10 protein-coding genes are annotated in these 16,587 nt (G+C 68.6%); 4 read left to right on the forward strand and 6 right to left on the reverse strand.

The genetic code is table 11. From position 1 onward, the window contains the following. Positions 1–144: 144 nt before the first annotated feature. From recC to ACOQPD_RS13840, 4 genes are read left to right on the forward strand one after another with little or no spacing between them, the layout of a single operon-like run. Positions 145–3,537: an exodeoxyribonuclease V subunit gamma gene (recC, locus tag ACOQPD_RS13825; RefSeq protein ID WP_420612541.1), complete on the forward strand. Its 3,393-nt coding sequence runs from the start codon at positions 145–147 to the stop codon at positions 3,535–3,537. Then, positions 3,534–6,857, forward strand: a complete 3,324-nt coding sequence (locus ACOQPD_RS13830) for a UvrD-helicase domain-containing protein (protein WP_420612542.1) — start codon at positions 3,534–3,536, stop codon at positions 6,855–6,857. The genes recC and ACOQPD_RS13830 overlap by 4 nt, the downstream gene beginning before the upstream one ends. Further along, on the forward strand, positions 6,854–8,731 hold the full coding sequence (gene recD, locus ACOQPD_RS13835) for an exodeoxyribonuclease V subunit alpha (RefSeq protein ID WP_420612543.1): 1,878 nt from the start codon (positions 6,854–6,856) through the stop codon (positions 8,729–8,731). The genes ACOQPD_RS13830 and recD overlap by 4 nt, the downstream gene beginning before the upstream one ends. 3 nt (positions 8,732–8,734) lie before the next feature. Further along, positions 8,735–10,312, forward strand: coding sequence for an acyltransferase family protein (locus ACOQPD_RS13840; protein ID WP_420612544.1), 1,578 nt, complete (start codon positions 8,735–8,737; stop codon positions 10,310–10,312). 51 nt (positions 10,313–10,363) lie between these two features. Here the strand turns inward: ACOQPD_RS13840 and ACOQPD_RS13845 are convergent, their stop codons facing one another. The 6 genes from ACOQPD_RS13845 to ACOQPD_RS13870 all read right to left on the reverse strand — a co-directional run bounded on the left by ACOQPD_RS13845 (position 10,364) and on the right by ACOQPD_RS13870 (position 16,579). Further along, the gene (locus tag ACOQPD_RS13845) at positions 10,364–11,245 is read right to left on the reverse strand and encodes a phosphate/phosphite/phosphonate ABC transporter substrate-binding protein (RefSeq protein ID WP_420612545.1); all 882 of its coding nucleotides are present in this window, start codon (positions 11,243–11,245) and stop codon (positions 10,364–10,366) included. A gap of 80 nt (positions 11,246–11,325) precedes the next feature. After that, positions 11,326–12,783 (reverse strand): NAD(P)/FAD-dependent oxidoreductase, encoded by a 1,458-nt coding sequence (locus tag ACOQPD_RS13850; RefSeq protein ID WP_420612546.1) that lies wholly within the window; start codon positions 12,781–12,783, stop codon positions 11,326–11,328. 4 nt (positions 12,784–12,787) lie between these two features. Further along, complete coding sequence (gene hutI / locus ACOQPD_RS13855; protein WP_420612547.1) at positions 12,788–13,978, reverse strand: imidazolonepropionase; 1,191 nt, start codon at positions 13,976–13,978, stop codon at positions 12,788–12,790. Continuing rightward, the gene (locus ACOQPD_RS13860; RefSeq protein ID WP_420612548.1) at positions 13,975–15,342 is read right to left on the reverse strand and encodes a formimidoylglutamate deiminase; all 1,368 of its coding nucleotides are present in this window, start codon (positions 15,340–15,342) and stop codon (positions 13,975–13,977) included. Before ACOQPD_RS13860 ends, hutI begins: the two co-directional genes overlap by 4 nt. Continuing rightward, a complete protein-coding gene (locus ACOQPD_RS13865) occupies positions 15,339–15,908 on the reverse strand; it encodes a peptide deformylase (RefSeq protein WP_420612549.1) in 570 nt (189 codons plus the stop codon). The genes ACOQPD_RS13860 and ACOQPD_RS13865 overlap by 4 nt, the downstream gene beginning before the upstream one ends. After that, the gene (locus ACOQPD_RS13870; protein ID WP_420612550.1) at positions 15,905–16,579 is read right to left on the reverse strand and encodes a hypothetical protein; all 675 of its coding nucleotides are present in this window, start codon (positions 16,577–16,579) and stop codon (positions 15,905–15,907) included. Before ACOQPD_RS13870 ends, ACOQPD_RS13865 begins: the two co-directional genes overlap by 4 nt. Between the last annotated feature and the right edge of the window lie 8 nt (positions 16,580–16,587).

Here is a 16,587-nt window from a genome sequence, read left to right on the forward strand (position 1 = left end):
CTTCTCGCCAAGGCGGTCGGTGACAGCGATGTCGTTGGCGGGTGATAAGTTCGCCTCTGTGAGGGACCTGCACCGGGCACACGCTCTGAAACGATCGGGCAAGACGGAGTCGCCAGCGGACCGTTGCTGTCCACCGGAGATGTTGTGGCGTTACTGATCCACGTCGGGTCGCATCCCGACGAGTTGGTGGGCGGGTTGTGCGAGATGCTGGCGTCACCCCCGGCCGACCCCTTCGCTCAGGAGGTGGTGGCGGTACCGACGCGCGGTATCGAGCGCTGGCTCACCCAGCGTGTCGCTTCGGGGCTGGGAGATCGGATACCGGGCGGTGGCGTGTGCGCCAACCTGGAGATGCCATCACCCTTCCGGTTGCTCCGGAGGGTGATGGCGGAGGTTCCGGATCTGGCGGACTCGATCGAGGCGTGGGACGCGACCGCTCTCACCTGCCATGTGGTGGAAGTCCTTGACTCGCACCGCCACGAGCCCTCGATGCGGCTGCTGGATCGGTACATCGCGGCGGGCGCCTCCAACCCGTCCGGGAACAGCCAGCGTCTCCGCGCCGCCCGCAAGATCGCCTGGCTGTTCGGTCGGTACATCCGGTGGCGGCCCGGCATGGTGCGGGACTGGCGGGCCGGTCTCGACAGCAGTCCGGCCGGGAGTCCGTTGCCGGATCACCAGGGATGGCAGCCGTGGCTATGGAGGATGGTCCGCGAACGGATCGGCGCGCCGTGCATCGCGGAGTTACTCCCCGGCGTCCTCCGACCGATCCGGGAGGGTTCGGTGGTTCTGGACCTTCCGGACCGGATCGGCGTGTACGGGTTGACGGCGGCTGATCCTGTCGACCTCGAGGTTTGGGAGGCGCTGGCCGTCCGGAGAGACGTTCACCTCTACGTGTTGCATCCGTCGCCCGCCCTATGGCGCCGGACTTCCGCAAAGCTCGGCAGGTCTCCCGCTCCGGTGGACCGGACCCTCCGCTCAGGCGATCCGACCTCGAAACTTCCACTCCACCCGTTGCTGCGTTCCTGGGCACAGGAGAGCCGGGAGTTCCAGGCCGTTCTCTCCAGACGTCGGGCCACCGTGGTGGAGGACCGCCCTGACGGACCGGTACCCGTCCCCTCGCACCTGCTGGGAATGCTCCAGGATGACATCCGAGGCAACCGGCCGCCCCGTCCGGTGCGGGATCCGGTGGACGGCGACCGTTCGGTCCAGATCCATGCCTGCCACGGTGACCGCCGGCAGGTGGAGGTGCTCCGGGACGCCATCCTGCACCTGCTCTCTTCCGATCCCACGCTGGAACCGCGGGACGTGGTGATCATGACCCCCGACCTGGCAACCTTCGCGCCCCTCATCGAGGCGACCTTCCTGGCGAGCCCCACGGAGGCCGGTGGTGATCCGGCTTCACCCGATGCGGGGTCTCCTGATCGGCGCCGGCCCGATTCGCTACCCGACCTGCGGGTCCGGATCGCCGATCGGGCGCCGGCGGCCACCAACCCTCTGGTCCGGTTCACGGCCACCGTGCTGGCGCTGCCGGGGGCTCGGATGGAGGCCGGTCTGGTCCGGGAGTTGCTGGCGACGGCGGTGGTGCGACGGCTCTTCGAGATCGACGAGGAGACTGCCGACGGGTTGGCGGCGTTGATCGACGACGCCGGCATCAGCTGGGGTATCGACGCCGAGCATAGGGAAGTTTGGCGCGCCGGTCCCTACGAGCATCAGACGTGGCGGCGGGGGATTGACCGGGCTCTGGCGGGGGTCTTCTACGGTGACAGCAGGGCCCGGGTGGTCGGCACGGTGGCGCCTCTGGACGGTGTAGAAGGGCAGGACGCGCTCCTGGTCGGTCTACTAGCGCAGGTCATCGACCGGATAGTGGCCGTCCGGGCGTTGCTGGGCGTCTCCCGTCCCTATTCCGAGTGGGGTCCTGTGATCGCTACCGCGGTGCGTTTGCTGGCCGCCCCGGCATGGGATGAGCAGTGGCAGTGGGGCCAGCTGGAGCGCCTCCTCGAGGAGAGCTTCCCCGCTCATGACCCCGCCGGCGCGGACCCGGAGATCGGACCGTCCGAAGCCCGGCTGGTGATCGATCGGTGGGCCGATGACGGACCGAGCCCGCTGCATTTCCGGACCGGTGACACCACCGTCTGCACTCTCGCTCCCATGCGCTCGGTGCCGTACCGGGTGGTATGCCTGCTGGGTATGGATGACCACCGCTTCCCGCGCGGCAGCCGGGCGGACGGGGATGATCTGCTGGTGGACCATGAGATGGTCGGGGACCCGGACGGGGGCGCCGAGGATCGCCAGCTGCTGCTCGACGCGTTGATGGCCGCGGGTGACCACCTGGTGGTTACCTATTCGGGGCGCGATCAGCGCACCAATTCCGAGTACCCCCCGGCGGTCCCGATCTCCGAGCTTGAGGACGCGCTGGCGGAGATGGTGGGGGAAGCGGGTCTGGAGCGGATCGTGACCCACCATCCGCTCCAGGCGTTCAGCGAGAAGAACTTCGTGGCCGGTGGGTTGGGCGTTTCCGGACCCTGGGGTTTCGACTCGCTCCAGATCCGGGGCGCCGAGGCCGTCAGGCGCCGACCTGATCGGGTCATGGACCGGCGTCCCCTGGTCATCGAGGACGACGATCACGCCGCCATCCGCCTCGGCGATCTGGTCGACTTCCTCAACCATCCCGCCCGCCGGTTCATCCGTGCCCGGCTCGGGTTCAGGATTCCCGAGGTGGGGGAGATAGATGACGACACGGTGGCCACCCGGCTCGGCCCGCTGGAGGAATGGGCGGTGGCCGACCGTATGCTGGCGGGGTTGTTGGAGGGTCATGACCTGGACGATCTGGCGTCCCGGGAGCGAGGCCAGGATTCCGTTCCACCGGGCAGCCTGGGCGATCCGGGGCTCTGGTCGGCCCGCGAGCGAGCCCGCAAACTGCGGGAGGCTGCTCGCCGGATCGGATACGACCCGGCCCGCCACTCCCAGTTCACCGGAACCGTCCAGGCGGGGCGGTATCGCCTGGAAGGCTCGATAATCGCCGACCCGGACGGTTCGCGGATCGATGTGATCACCCCCTCCCGGCTGAAGGGCAAGCACCGGCTGGGCGCCTTCGCCCGGCTGGCGTTCCTGACCGCCCTGGAACCTTCCCGAGCCTGGCAAGCCGTCCTGATCGGCCGCGCCGCGAAGGAGAACACCGAGTGGAAGGTGACGGTTGGCAAGCTCGGCGCCACGCCCGACCAGAGGGCCGAGAAGGCCGCCGCCTTGCTGTCCGGCCTCGTGGAGCTGTACGAGGAGGGTTTGCGGCAGCCGATTCCCCTTCCCGTCGAAACCGCCTACATCTGGCAGCGCAAACTCGGTGGCGGGCGGGCGGTGGCCTGGCGGGAGGCGAGGAAGGTCTGGGAGACCGACTTCTTCAGACCGGAGGGTGACGATCCGGCCTACCGGCTGCTCTTCCCCGACCTGGGCGGGATGGACGCGCTGGTGGCGAGTCCTTTCCCGGAGTACGCCCGGCGTCTCTGGATGCCGATCCTGCCGCTGCTCGCGGAGAAGCACGCATGACCGTTCCCCCGCGCTATGACCCTTCGCTACCCCTCGGTGAGGGCCGCACCATCATCGAGGCCAGCGCCGGAACCGGCAAGACCTTCACCATCGCGGCCGCGGTTACCCGCCTGGTGGCCGCCGACGGTCTGGCCATGGAGGAGATCCTGGTCGTCACCTTCACGCGAGCGGCCACTGCCGAGCTCAAGGATCGGGTGAGACGCCGGATGGTCCGCACCCTCCGGGCCCTCCGGGGGGATCCCGGCCGGGTCGAGGTCGACGATCATATGGCTGTGCTGGTCGGCGCGCCTCCTGCCGACCGGGACAGGTATGCGGAGCGGCTGGACCGGGCGGTGACGCGCTTCGACCGGGCGCAGATATTCACCATCCACGGTTTCTCCCGGCGAATCCTGCTCGAGCTGGGGTTCCGCTCGCGCCTGGCGGGGGAGCTCGAGCCGCATGACCTGGACGAGCTCCTGTTGCGACGGGCTGCCGGAGACCTCATGTTGGATCGCTTCACGGAAGGGTCCGAAGGGGACATCGGGGCGATCCGCGCCACCGACCTCGAAGCGATCGGCAAGGCCCTTGCCTCGACGCCGGATGCCCGGATCGTCCCCGAACCGAACGGTTCCGGTGATGCTCCCCGGATGCGGGCTCGACTGGCCCGGGACATGAGCCAACTCGTGGCCCGGGGACTCCTGGTGGCCGGGTCCGTCACCTTCGACGACATCCTGGTGGAGGCCCGGGATGCCCTCACCGACCCCGACACACGTGATCACGCCCGGTCGCTCCTGCGCCGTCGCTATTCGGTGGCGCTGGTGGACGAGGCCCAGGACACGGACCCGATCCAGTGGGAGGTGATCCGGTCCGTCTTCGACGAGTCCCGGCTGGTGGTGATCGGGGATCCGAAACAGTCGATCTACGCCTTCCGAGGGGCCGACATCGAGTCCTACCTGTCCGCGGTGGACGGAGCGGGCGCCCACTACACGCTCGACACCAACTGGCGCTCCGACGGTCCCCTGATCGAGGCGCTCGATTTCCTGCTGGCCCGCACCACCTTCGGGGACGATCGCATCGGGTACCGTCGGGTTCGGCCGGCTCCTCTTCACGAGCATGCCCGTGTCTCCGGCGCGGGCGCGGCCCTCCGGATCCGCCGTCTCGCCGACGACTTTCCGATGCTCCGCACGCAAAGAGGCTTCTTCCAGGTCGGCGCGGCTCGCTCGGAGGCGGCTGCTGACGCCGCCAACGAGGCGGCCCGGATGCTCATGTCCGGGGCTGAACTGGTGGGCGCCGGCGGCCGTAGAGCCGTAGAGCCAGGGGACATCGCCGTGCTGTGCCGCACCCGCAGCCAGGTCGAGATGGTCCGGGAGGAGCTGCGCACTCGGGGCGTTCCGTCAGTGGCGGCCCGTACCGGCGGTGTCTTCGAGTCGCACGCCGCGGAGGAGTGGCGGCGCTTCCTGATGGCGGTCGAGCGCCCGCAGCGTTTCGACTACGTGCGCATGGCGCTGACCACCTGCCTGGCCGGCCTCGGCCTGGCGGAGGTGGCTGATCTGAGCGACGATCAGCTGCGCGAGCACCAGCAACGCTTCCTCCGGTGGCAGGCCCTGCTGCATGACCGCGGCATACCGGCCATGTTCAAGGACGTGGATCTCACCACCGGTATGACTGCCCAGGTTCTCAGTCGATCCGGCGGGGAACGGATGCTGACCGACCTGTCCCACATCGCCGAGGAGATGCACTCGGTGTGGCGGCGGGGCCGGGTCGGTTCGCTGGTGGTGTGGCTGGAGGCGGCTATCGATGAGGCGGCCAGGAACGCCAGGGCCAACGCCGAGGACCCGGAGGATCGCCAGCGCAGGCTGGAGACCGACGCCGCCGCGGTCCAGGTGCAGACCATTCACGCCGCCAAGGGCCTCGAGTACCCCGTGGTGCTGGCGCCGTTCCTGTGGGACTCGTTCCAGATGAAGCCGGCCATACCGGTGTTCCACGAGCAATTCGTGCCCGAGGGCGGCGGCCCGAGGCGACGGCTCGTAGATGTCGGTGGCCGATCGCACCCGGATTTCAAGGCGCACCAGAAGGCCGCCATGGCGGAGCGCGACGCGGAGGAGAGCCGGCTGCTGTACGTGGCCATGACGAGAGCCCGGCACAGTCTGGTGGTCTGGTGGATCGGCAACACATGGAACGCTGGGAAGTCCAAGCTCTCGGACCTGATACTGCGTATGGACGCGAGACTGGATCCGGCCCGCTCCCGGATGATGGCCTCGGCGGGCAGCCTGGAGGTCGAGACCCTGGCGGGCCGTGCGGCCACCGTCCACTACCAACCGCGAGAAAGGGTCTCGCAGGAACTCGACCTGGCTCGCCTCGACCGCACCCTCGACTACGCCTGGCGGAGGGCGTCGTTCTCGTCAATGTCGCCCGGTCACCCCCTGGCCGGTGCGGGAGACACCGCCGAGGCGGCAGACCGGACTGACGAGAGCGAGGACAGCACCACCGCGGAACACGCCGGGGCGACCAAGCAGGACGGGACGGACGGCGCCGTGGGCATGGCGCGGTTACCCAGAGGGGCCCGGTTCGGCTCGCTGGTGCATTCGATCCTTGAGCGGGTTCCGTTCGACGCTCCGGACCCGGCGGACCTCATCCGGGCCGAGTACCACCGGCTCGCCCGGCATTCCTCATGGGACCTCGACGTGGAAGACCTGGCCTCGGGTCTGGTGGCGATGCTGGAGACGCCGCTCGGTCCGGGCGGCGCCGATCCCAGGTTGTGCGATCTGGGAGCACGAGCGTATGTCAAGGAGATGTCGTTCGAACTCCCGGTGTGCGCCGCCGACTCGGTGGTTTCCCTTTCCGGCATCGCTGCCGCAGCGCTGGCCCATCTGCCGCCGGACGATCCCTACCGTCCCTACTTCTCAGGTCTGGCCGAGCAGGAGTGGAGCGGCTTCCGCGGGTATCTGACGGGCATAATCGACCTTGCCGTGGCCCTGCCCGGCCCGGACCGAGAGCGCTATTACGTGGCCGACTTCAAATCCAACGCCCTGGCTCCGTGGCACAGGGACCCGACGATCGACGACTACGGACCTGAACTGATGAACGCTGCCATGGAGGCGGGGAACTACGTACTCCAGTCTCTCCTCTACCAGGTGGCGCTGCACCGGTACCTGCGCCACCGTCTGCCCGGGTATCGCCCGGAGCGGCATCTGGGCGGTTCCTTGTACCTCTTCGTGCGCGGCATGATCGGTCCGCAGACCCCGGTGATCGATGGCGAGCGGTGCGGGGTCGCCCGATGGTCCACGCCCCCTAGAGCGGTCGAAGCCGTGAGCGATCTCCTGACCCGAGGCGAGCCGTGATCGACATCGATCGCATCGAGACCGCAGCCGGGGGGCGCCCGGTGGTCATCGGCGCCACCGGCCTACCGGCGGCCTTCAACGATGCCGGGATCCTGTCCCCCCTCGACGTGCACGCCGCCGGGGCGATAGCCCGACTGTGCGGGGAGACCGACGACCGGGTCATCCTGGCGGTCGCCCTGGCGGTGCGCGGCAGCCGGTTCGGGCACGTGTGTATCCGGCTCGACCGGCTACGGGACATCGTGGCCGGCGAGGATCTGGATCCCGAGGTCTTGGCGGAGCTTCCCTGGCCCGATCCCGCAGTATGGCGATCGGCGGTGACAGGCAGCGCCCTGGTCGGGGACGGGTCCGGTGACGAGCCGTTGGTGCTGGTGAAGGATCGCCTCTACCTGGAGCGCTACTTCCGCTACGAGGACCTTGTGGCCGGCCTCATCGGCGTCCGTTGCTCGTCCGACCCCGATCCTCTCCAACCGGAGTTGCTGGCCGGGATCGGTGGGCTACTGCCCCCCGCCGAGGACGGCGCCGCCAACCCGCAGTATGAAGCGGCGGTCCGGGCGCTGTCGGGACGCCTGACGGTGGTGGCCGGCGGTCCGGGCACCGGCAAGACCCATGTGCTGGGAAGGATGCTGGCCGCCCTGGCCGCGCATTCCCCCCGCGCCTTTCCGCGGGTTGCGCTCTGCGCACCCACCGGCAAGGCGGCCGCCAGGCTCGGCGAGGAGGTCATGATCGCCGCCGCCCAGGCCGGCGGGTCCGGAACGTCGACGGTCCGGCAGCGGTTGGAGAGCCTCCAGGCCAGCACGATCCACCGGTTACTCGGTTGGGCAAGGGGGAGGGGTCGCTTTGCCCACCATGCCCGCAACCGGCTCCCGCACGACCTCGTGATCGTGGACGAGATGTCGATGGTCTCCCTACCGCTGGCCGCCAAGTTGCTCTCGGCGGTGAGGGATGACGCCGGCGTGGTGCTGGTCGGCGATCCGTTCCAGCTGGAGTCGATCGAGGTGGGAACGGTGCTGGCCGACATCGTAGGTCCGGCGGCCGGCATGGACGACGGAGCTCAGGAGGTCCGGGAGTCCCCGATGTCCGGACGGGTGGTGGTCCTGGAGAAGGTGTACCGGTACGAGAAGCTGGGTCCGATAGGCGCCTTCGCGGAGGCGGTCCGGCGCGGTGATGCCGACCTGGCCATCGAGTGCCTGCAGGCCGGGGACCGGGCGCTCGGATGGGTGGCGGATCCGACCGCCGATGAGTTCGGCCGGTTGATGGACACGGTGGTGCGGCGCCGGGCCGCGCTGGTGGAGATGGCTATGGCACCCGGACGCGCGCAGGAGGCCCTCGCGAGCCTGGGCGGGATAGCGGTCCTGTGCGCTCGCCGGGAGGGGGAGGGAAGCGTCGCCGAGTGGCAACGTGAGATGGAACAAGCCATGGACCGTCGCTTCCCCGGGCTCAGGCACGGGGGCGAGTGGTATCCGGGCCGGCCCGTGATGATCACGAAGAACGACTACGGCCTGGAGCTGTACAACGGGGACATCGGCGTGACCGTCCGGGAGGGCGACGGGCTCCGGGTGGCGTTCGATCCCGACCGGATCCGCACCTTCCCGCCCAGCTACCTGGGAGAGCACACCACCGTTCACGCCCTGACTATCCACAAGAGCCAGGGATCACAGTTCGATGAGGTGGTCGTATCGCTCCCTATGGAGTCCTCGCGCCTGCTGACCCGCGAACTCCTCTACACCGCCGTGACCCGGGCGTCCAAGCGAGTGACGGTCGTCGGGCCTGAATCCGCTATTCGCCTGGGCATCGAGCGCTCGGTCCAGCGCGCCTCCGGCCTGAGATCGAGACTCTGGGGCGCCCTGGTCCTGGACTTGCCAGCCGCGCGCTGAACGATGGCAGACACCCCGGGGCCTCCGGTAGCGATCGGGATCGATGTGGGGGAGAATCCCCGGCGGCGGCTCCACGACCTCGACGCGCTGCGGGGGTTTGCCATGCTGCTGGGCATCGGACTGCACGCGTCGCTGGCGTTCTTCCCGGCGCCCTGGTGGGTACAGGACCGCACTTCCAGCCTCGACGGGCTGTTCGACGAGTTCCTTTGGGCGGTCCACGGGTTCCGCATGCCGGTGTTCTTCCTGATGAGCGGCTTCTTCACCGCGCTGCTGTGGCGGCGTCGCGGCCTCGGCGCCCTGCTGAACCATCGGCTGCGCCGGGTGGCGCTCCCGCTCCTGATCGGTATGTTCACGATCGTCCCACTCACCAGTCTCGTAGGTGACTGGGCGGCCGGGTCCGCGCCGCCGGCCCAGGTGGCGGACGATGACATCTGGGGCAAGGTGTTCGCCGGTGACGTCTTCGGGGTGGAGCAACTGCTGGACAGGGGCTTCGATCCGGATCTCCGTGGCGAGCCGGGCGGATGGACGATCCTCCACGCCGCCGCCCTGACGGGAGACACAAAGATGCTGGACCTGCTGCTCTCGCGGGGCGCACAGCCGGCGCCGGTGGCGACCGCCTCGGAGGGCGAGACGCCCCTAGGCGTGGCCTTCCACTTCGGCCACGAGGAAGCGGCCGACCTCCTGGTCACCCACGGAGGTGGGGATCCACTACCCGAAGGCATGGAGTGGTCGGAGATACCGGGTTGGGGGGCCGGCGCCGTCGATCCGGACGAAGGTGACGATTCGGCCGACGGACTGGACCTGTCAACCATCCAACAGTTCTATCACCTCTGGTTCCTGTGGTTCCTGCTCTGGCTGGTGGCCGGTTTCGGCATCGTGGCTTGGGCGGTGGACCGCCGGGATCCCCATGGTCTTGGGCAGGCAACCTGGCCGCGGTGGGTCATGTGGTCGATGATCCCACTCACGATCGTGCCGCAGCTGTACATGGGCGGGGGTGGCGCCTATCCGGTCTTCGGGCCCGACACCTCGGATGGTCTGGTGCCGTTTCCCCACGTGCTGGCCTACTACGCCACCTTCTTCGCCTTCGGGGCGCTGATATACCGGCGCAGGGGACGCAGCGGCAGGCTTCTGGTCGACACGCTAGGGAGACCCTGGTGGGCCTTCCTGCCGGTCTCGTTCCTGGTCGTGCTCCCGGCCGGGCTGGTCTTCACCTTCGAGCCGGAGCTGTTCTCATGGCCGGTGGCGTCGGTCCTGCAGGTGGCGTACGCCTGGGGGATGTGCCTCGGGCTGATGGGACTGTTCCGGGTGCTGCTGCCGCGGGAACGTCGCGGGGTGCGGTACCTCTCCGACTCCTCCTACTGGTTGTACCTGGCTCACCTTCCGGTGGTGGTGGTTGCCCAGGCGATGGTGCGCGACTGGAACCTTCCGGCGGAGGTCAAGTTCCTGATGATCACAGTCTCGGTGACGGTGCTGCTCCTCGCGACCTACCAGCTGTTCATCCGGTATACCCCGATCGGGACGATGCTGAACGGCAAGAAAGTCCGTCCTTCCGACCGCATCGGGCGGGCGACCGGCCTATAGCGAACGCCATGTTGCCGGCATCGATCAGCACCGAAGCATCGACGGTCGCCATCAGCTCCGGTCGGCGTCGCGCGTCTCCAGGATCAGCGAACTCGGAAGGCTCGTGCCGGCAGCCTTCTCGCGTCGCCGTATCTCGGAGACATGGGTGGCTCGGGATGGTTGGGAGGTAGTGCGCTCCGGATCGAATCGAGGCATCACGTCCTGGTAGGTACCGAGCCCGGTGGGAACTACGCCGTCCAGGGAGGGGATGCTTGCCCTACCGAGGCTGTGCAGCGCTTCTCTGAGCCTGTTGTGTGTTCCGGTCTCCAACCTCGAGCTCAAGCTGAAGGGCGGCGCGGGCCAGTCGGCGGTGCGGTCGATCACGCGAAGGTCCGCTACCGCCTCCGGTCTCTCGGCCAAGGCGTGTTCCCAGACGGTCACGTCCACCGACGCGACGTCACAGGCCCGGTCGGCCACAGCTCTGAGCGAGGCCCGGTGCGAGCCGGTCACGGTCTGGTCGGCAAACCACCTACCGGGGAAGGATCGCTCGACATGGGCCTCGAGCCCGAGGAAGCCGGACCAGGATTCGAGCTCGTTTACGGCCAGCCTGGTCTCCAGAGCCGCGTCCAGTGTCGGGGGACCGGCCGCATGGGTGACGATCACCGAGTGGTAGACCGGCCCTCCGTGACCGGCGAAGACCGGCGCGGCCACGATCGCATGGGACATCCGGCCGGCCGAGATGAGCGACGCGGTGGGATACCCGCACATCCAGACCAGGTCGAGCGTGGGCGCGTCGCGGAGCGCCTCGACGGTCGTTCTACCCGCCGTGCGGTCGATCACGACCTCGATTCCTGTCACCTCCGACAGGTACCCGACCAGATCGTGCATGATGGGCAGGGTGTTGTCGCCCAGGAAGGTCGCAGCTCTCAGGGGCGCTCCTTCCGGGTCACTCAACGTTTGCCGTCCTCCTGCCGCATCCGGCCGGGCACGGTTACGTCATCGGCCGACCCGCTGCTACCGGAGGGATGCCGAGCTTAGACCCAGGGGCAGTTCGAGTTCCGGTCGCCGAAGGTACCGCCGGTGCGGTACCGGTCGAGGGTGAAGGGCTTCAGCTCGTCCGGCTTGTCGCCATAGACCATCATCTGGGCGGTGAGCTTGCCCACCCCGATCATCTTGAAACCGTGGTTGGAGTCAGCGATCACCCAGGCGTTGTCGGCCACGTAATCGAACACCGGCACGTTGTCGGGCGTGAAGGCTCCGATCCCTCCGTTACGGCGGTCCTTGAAGTAGGGCCGGATGTTCTCAAGGCGCTTGAACAGCATGCCGAGGGTCGCGCAGTAGTAGTCGGCGAACCAGGACTCCGCCTGGTAGAGGTCGTTGAGATGACCGTAGGGCTCGACCTCCGCCCGTGGTCCGATCTTGATGGGGATCGTCCCACCCTGGAGACCGGGAGCGCCCACCCGCTCGGCCGCGTAGCGCGTGTACACGTAGGTGTGGTCCTTGATCATCGTCCCGTCCTCCGCGTAGACCGGTGTGTCCATCAACTCCACATGCAATACGGGCGAGTCCCGGTACTGAGCGGTCCGGAAGTCCACCCCCTCGGGCAGGACCACCTCACCCTCAAGGAGGCGCCAGTAGATCCACATGTCCATCTGTTCCTCGATGTGGCCGTCGGGATACACGACGTCGAGGTGCGATGGGCCGCCGAGCCATTCCCAGTGGGTAGGGGTCCACGCTCCGGCGCCGACGACGACCTGCTCGCACGAGATCGATCCCTGATCGGTCTCGACGGCCGTGACGGAACCCGATGCGTCCCGCTCGTATCCGGTGACGGTGGCGCCATAGACGCGCTGGACACCCCACTGCCGGCACTTCTGGTCGAGGCCCCACACGGCTATGTGGGTGCCGGCGTATCCGGACCGGTGCTCGTGGAGCACCACGTCGCAGTTGTCGGTCTTGAAGTCGGGCCACAGTTTCGTCAGGAACGCCTGGGCATCCGAGCCGGTGTAGAGGTCGGACGGGTACCCGTTGGCCATCTGTGACGCATGGAGCTTGATGTAGTCCTCTTCCTGGTTGGCCTCGCCTACCGACACGTAGCCGACCTGCTGGAAGCCGAAGTTCACGGGATCCGACTCCCACACCTCCACGCTGGCGCGCAGGATTGCGTGCAGCGGATTGGTCATGTAGAGGTTGCGGACGCATCCGCATGCCAGACCGGTGGCGCCGGCGCCCGGGCCCTGCTTGTCGATCAGCACCACATCGCTTCCCTTGCCCTTGCCCGATCGTTCGAGATACATGGCCAGGTGATAGGCACTCGACAGGCCATGGACACCTGCGCCGACCACCACGAACCGGGCGCTCCGCGGCAGGGGGACAGCATCGAAGACGGGGATCACTGCCGGGTTGGCCGCCTGGCCGTCGACATCGGGCGGCAGCGGGCGGTTGGCGAACGGGTACCACTGGTTGTGCCCGGTGGGGTTCGGGAGGTTCATGGGCTTACCTTTCTCCTTCGGGTTCGTGTTCGGTCGATGGTTGGACGTAGTCGGCGCCGATCGTCCGCCATATCAGCGGGACTCCGGGCCGGTAGGCGAGGTGATGGCGGTTCGGAGCGTCGATGACGGTGATATGGGCAGGACCTCCCGGCGCCAACCGGCCCACGTCCTCGCGGCGGAGGGCGGCCGCCCCGCCGGTCGTGGCGGCGGCGATCGCCTCGTCGATGGTCATGTTCATGTCGCGTACCGCCAGCGCGATGCAGAACGAGACCGACGTGGTGTAGCTCGACCCGGGATTGCAATTCGACGCTATGGCCACCGTGACGCCGGCGTCGATGGCGCGCCGGGCGTCGGGATACGGTTGGCGGGTTGAGAAGTCCGCCGCGGGCAGGAAGGTGGCCACAGTGTCACTCGCGGCGAGGGCCTCGATGTCATCGTCGGACAGGTAGGTGCAATGGTCGACGGACGCGCAGCCCATCTCCACGCCGAGCCGGACTCCGGGTCCGTAGTCCAGCTGGTTGGCGTGGAGGCGTAGACCGAGGCCGGCGGCGCGGCCCGCCTCGAGGACCGCCCTGGACTGGTCCGCGTCGAATGCCCCCTTCTCGCAGAACGCATCGATCCAGCGGACGTGGGGCCGCACGGCCTCGAGCATCGGTCCGCATACCAGGTCGACATACTCGTCGGTCCTGCCCAGGTACTCGCTCGGTACCACGTGGGCGCCCATGAAGGTGCTCTCCGGGGTGGCCTCGGCGGCGAGCGACGTGGTCTCAGCCTCGGATTCGACCGACAGCCCGTACCCGGACTTGATCTCCACGGTGGTGGTGCCGGCCCGGTGGACTTCCTGCAGCCTCCGGGCGAGGCCCGCCCGGAGGGCTTCCCGGCCCGCGGCGCGGGTGGCCTCGGTGGTCACCCGGATCCCGCCGCCGTCGTAGGGCTCTCCGGCCATCCGCCGGGTGAACTCCTCCGCCCGGTCTCCCTGGAAGACCAGGTGGGTGTGGGAGTCGACGAACCCCGGCATCACGCACCTGCCTCCGGCGTCCAGGCGTTCATCCGCCACCGCGCCGGCAGGGCCGACGGCCACCACGGTGTCCCCGTCGATCACCACCGAAGCGTTCTCAACGATCCCGAGCGGTCCGGCCCCGAGCCCGCCGGCGTTGGTGACCAGTTCCCCGATGTTGTCGATCACCAGCGTCACGCCGCCACCACCTTGGCTACGGAGGACTCAAGCTCGGCCGCCACGTCGACCGACACGTGGGCGCCGCCGACCACGACCGGCCGGCCCCCGACGACGAGGTTGTGAACGTCGGCGCCGGAGGCGGCGAAAATCACCGCAGCCAGGGCGTTTTCGCCGTCGATCCCGGCTAGGCGCACGGAGTCCAGCCTGACGCTTGTGAAGTCGGCCAGCCAGCCCGGCCTGATGGCGCCTCCGTCCTTCCATCCGAGCGACCGGTACCCGTTGACGGTGGCAAGGGCGGCGAGGGCCTCGGTGGAGTGGATTCCCCGCCGGTTCGTCAGGACCCGCTGGCCCAATTCCACTGCCCGCGCCTCCTCGAGGATGTCGATGACCGCGTGGGAGTCCGATCCCGCGCAGAGGGTTGCCCCCGCCCGGGCCAGGCGATGGCTGGGCCCGATCCCGTCGGCCAGATCGCGCTCGGTCGTGGGGCAGATGCAGCACTGGGCTCCGGCGGCGCCGACCAGGTAAATGTCTTCGTCGGAGAGGTGCGTGGCGTGGACCAGGGTGGTGCCAGGACCCAGCGCACCCGCGTCTGACAGCACGGCCGTCGGGGTCCGACCGTGGACCTGGAGGCAGGCCTCGTTCTCGGCCGGTTGCTCGGAGGCGTGGACGTGAAGGGGCAGCGCCCGCTCCCTGGCCCAGCGTGCCGCCATTCCGATCGACGCCGGGTCGACGGCGCGGACCGAGTGGACCGCCGCCCCGACCCTGGCGCCCGGTCCCGGAACGCTCGCCCTAAGGCGCTCGACCCGACGCGTCCAGGCGTGGACGGACCCGTCGCCGAACCGGGCCTGTTCGGGAAGCAGCGGGGCGTACCCGGATCCCGGCCCGGGGGCGAAGCCGCCGTGCAGGTACAGCGTGTCGAGGAGGGTCAGGCGGACACCGGCGTCGCGCGCCGCGGCCACCAGGCACGCCCCGAAGGCGTTCGGGTCGTCGTAAAGGTCCCCTCCGGTCCGGTGGTGGACGTAGTGGAACTCGCCCACCACGCCGATGCCTGCCAGGGCCATCTCGGCGAAGGTCGCCCGGGCGAGCCGGTAGTAGTTCTGCGGATCGAGGTTGGAGGCCACGCCGTACATCAGGTCGCGCCACGTCCAGAACGTTCCTTCACCGCCATGGGTCCGGCCCCGCAATGCCCGGTGGAAGGCGTGGCTGTGGGCGTTGGCCAGTGCCGGAAGGGTCAGGCCGGGCAGTTCGACGGCGTCCCGGGGAGGCGTGGCGTGGCCTGGGGAGACCCCGGCGATGCGGTCCCCGTCCACCTCGACCAGGACGCCGGCGGTGGCCCTCGGGCCCCCAAGCCAGGCCAGTTCGCACCAGTAGCTGCTGCTCACGAGCCCACCTCGGCCACGAAGCGGGTGATGCGCTCGACGAAGGGGCCGCGGTGATGCCGGTCGAACTCCTCCCAGGTGGTGAGGGTTCCCGGATCGATCCGGTCGACCACCAGGACGCCGTCGAGGTGGTCGCATTCGTGCTGCCAGGTCCCGGCGGTGAGGCCGCGCAGGACTCGTTCATGATCGGTCCCGAACCGGTCGGTGTAGCTGACGCGGAGGTTGACCCGGCGTTCCAATTCACCCCGCAGCGGAACCGACAGGCATCCCTCGTTGATGACGACCGTCCTGTCATCGAGGGCCTCGTACTCGGGATTGATCGCGACCGTCAGAGGAATGGGCGGCTTGTAGGGATAGCGCGGGTTGTCGTCGACTTCCATCACCATGATCCGGACCGGCTCGCCTATCTGGGTGGCGGCGATCCCCGAGCCGTTGGCATCCCGCATGGTGTCGATGAGATCGTCGATCAGAGTCTGGGTCTCCGGGAGCGGGATGTCGTGGCGGGACACTTCTCCCGCCTGCACCCGCAGCCCCGGGTGGCCTATGGAGAGGATCCGCCGGACCGTCATCGCCGGCCCGGCCGGGGGTCTGCCGACGTGATCCCTCCCGGCAGTGTCCGGATGGAGTGCCACATCGGCTCCGAGTCGTAGTCCCAGTACTTGCTGAGCTCCACCGTCAGACTGCCGCTGCCGATCGGCCCCCCGCGCAGGCGCCCGTTGTGGATGCGGACGCTGTGGTACACGACGGGAGACAGTACCTCGGCCGCTTCTATGTGGACCGCGCTGTGACGCCAGGCTTCACGGTCGCCGACCTCCTGGTGGACCACCAGGTTCGCCCATTGTTTCGGCATCCTCTCCGTGGAGCTGTAGCTGAGGATCCCCGGGTACCGCCGGAACTCGGAGATCACGTCGATGTCGAATTCGTCGATGGCTTGGGCCTCCGCAGTCGACCGCCGGTTCCCGAGAAAACCGACGATCAACACATCCGTACCCCCCAACAGAGCCTCCGGGTCGCACATGACGATCCGGCGTCGCAGTCCGTCCTCGTACCAGGTCCTGACCTCGTAAGGACGGAGTACCAGTTCGCCTGCCTCGGCCCGGCGAAGTAGAGCCCGCAGGTCACCGAGCAGGTGGTTGAGCAGTGCCAGGTCGGCCTCGTAGTGTCGGATGTCGGCGCACGGATGGTCGGCGGGGCTCTCTTCGGTGCGAAGACGGACGGGGCTGTAACGGATGGGTTGCACGCAACTCC

Origin of the sequence: Candidatus Spongiisocius sp. (genome assembly GCF_965221825.1) — a bacterium.
In the GTDB taxonomy this organism is placed as follows: Bacteria; Actinomycetota; Acidimicrobiia; order Spongiisociales; family Spongiisociaceae; genus Spongiisocius.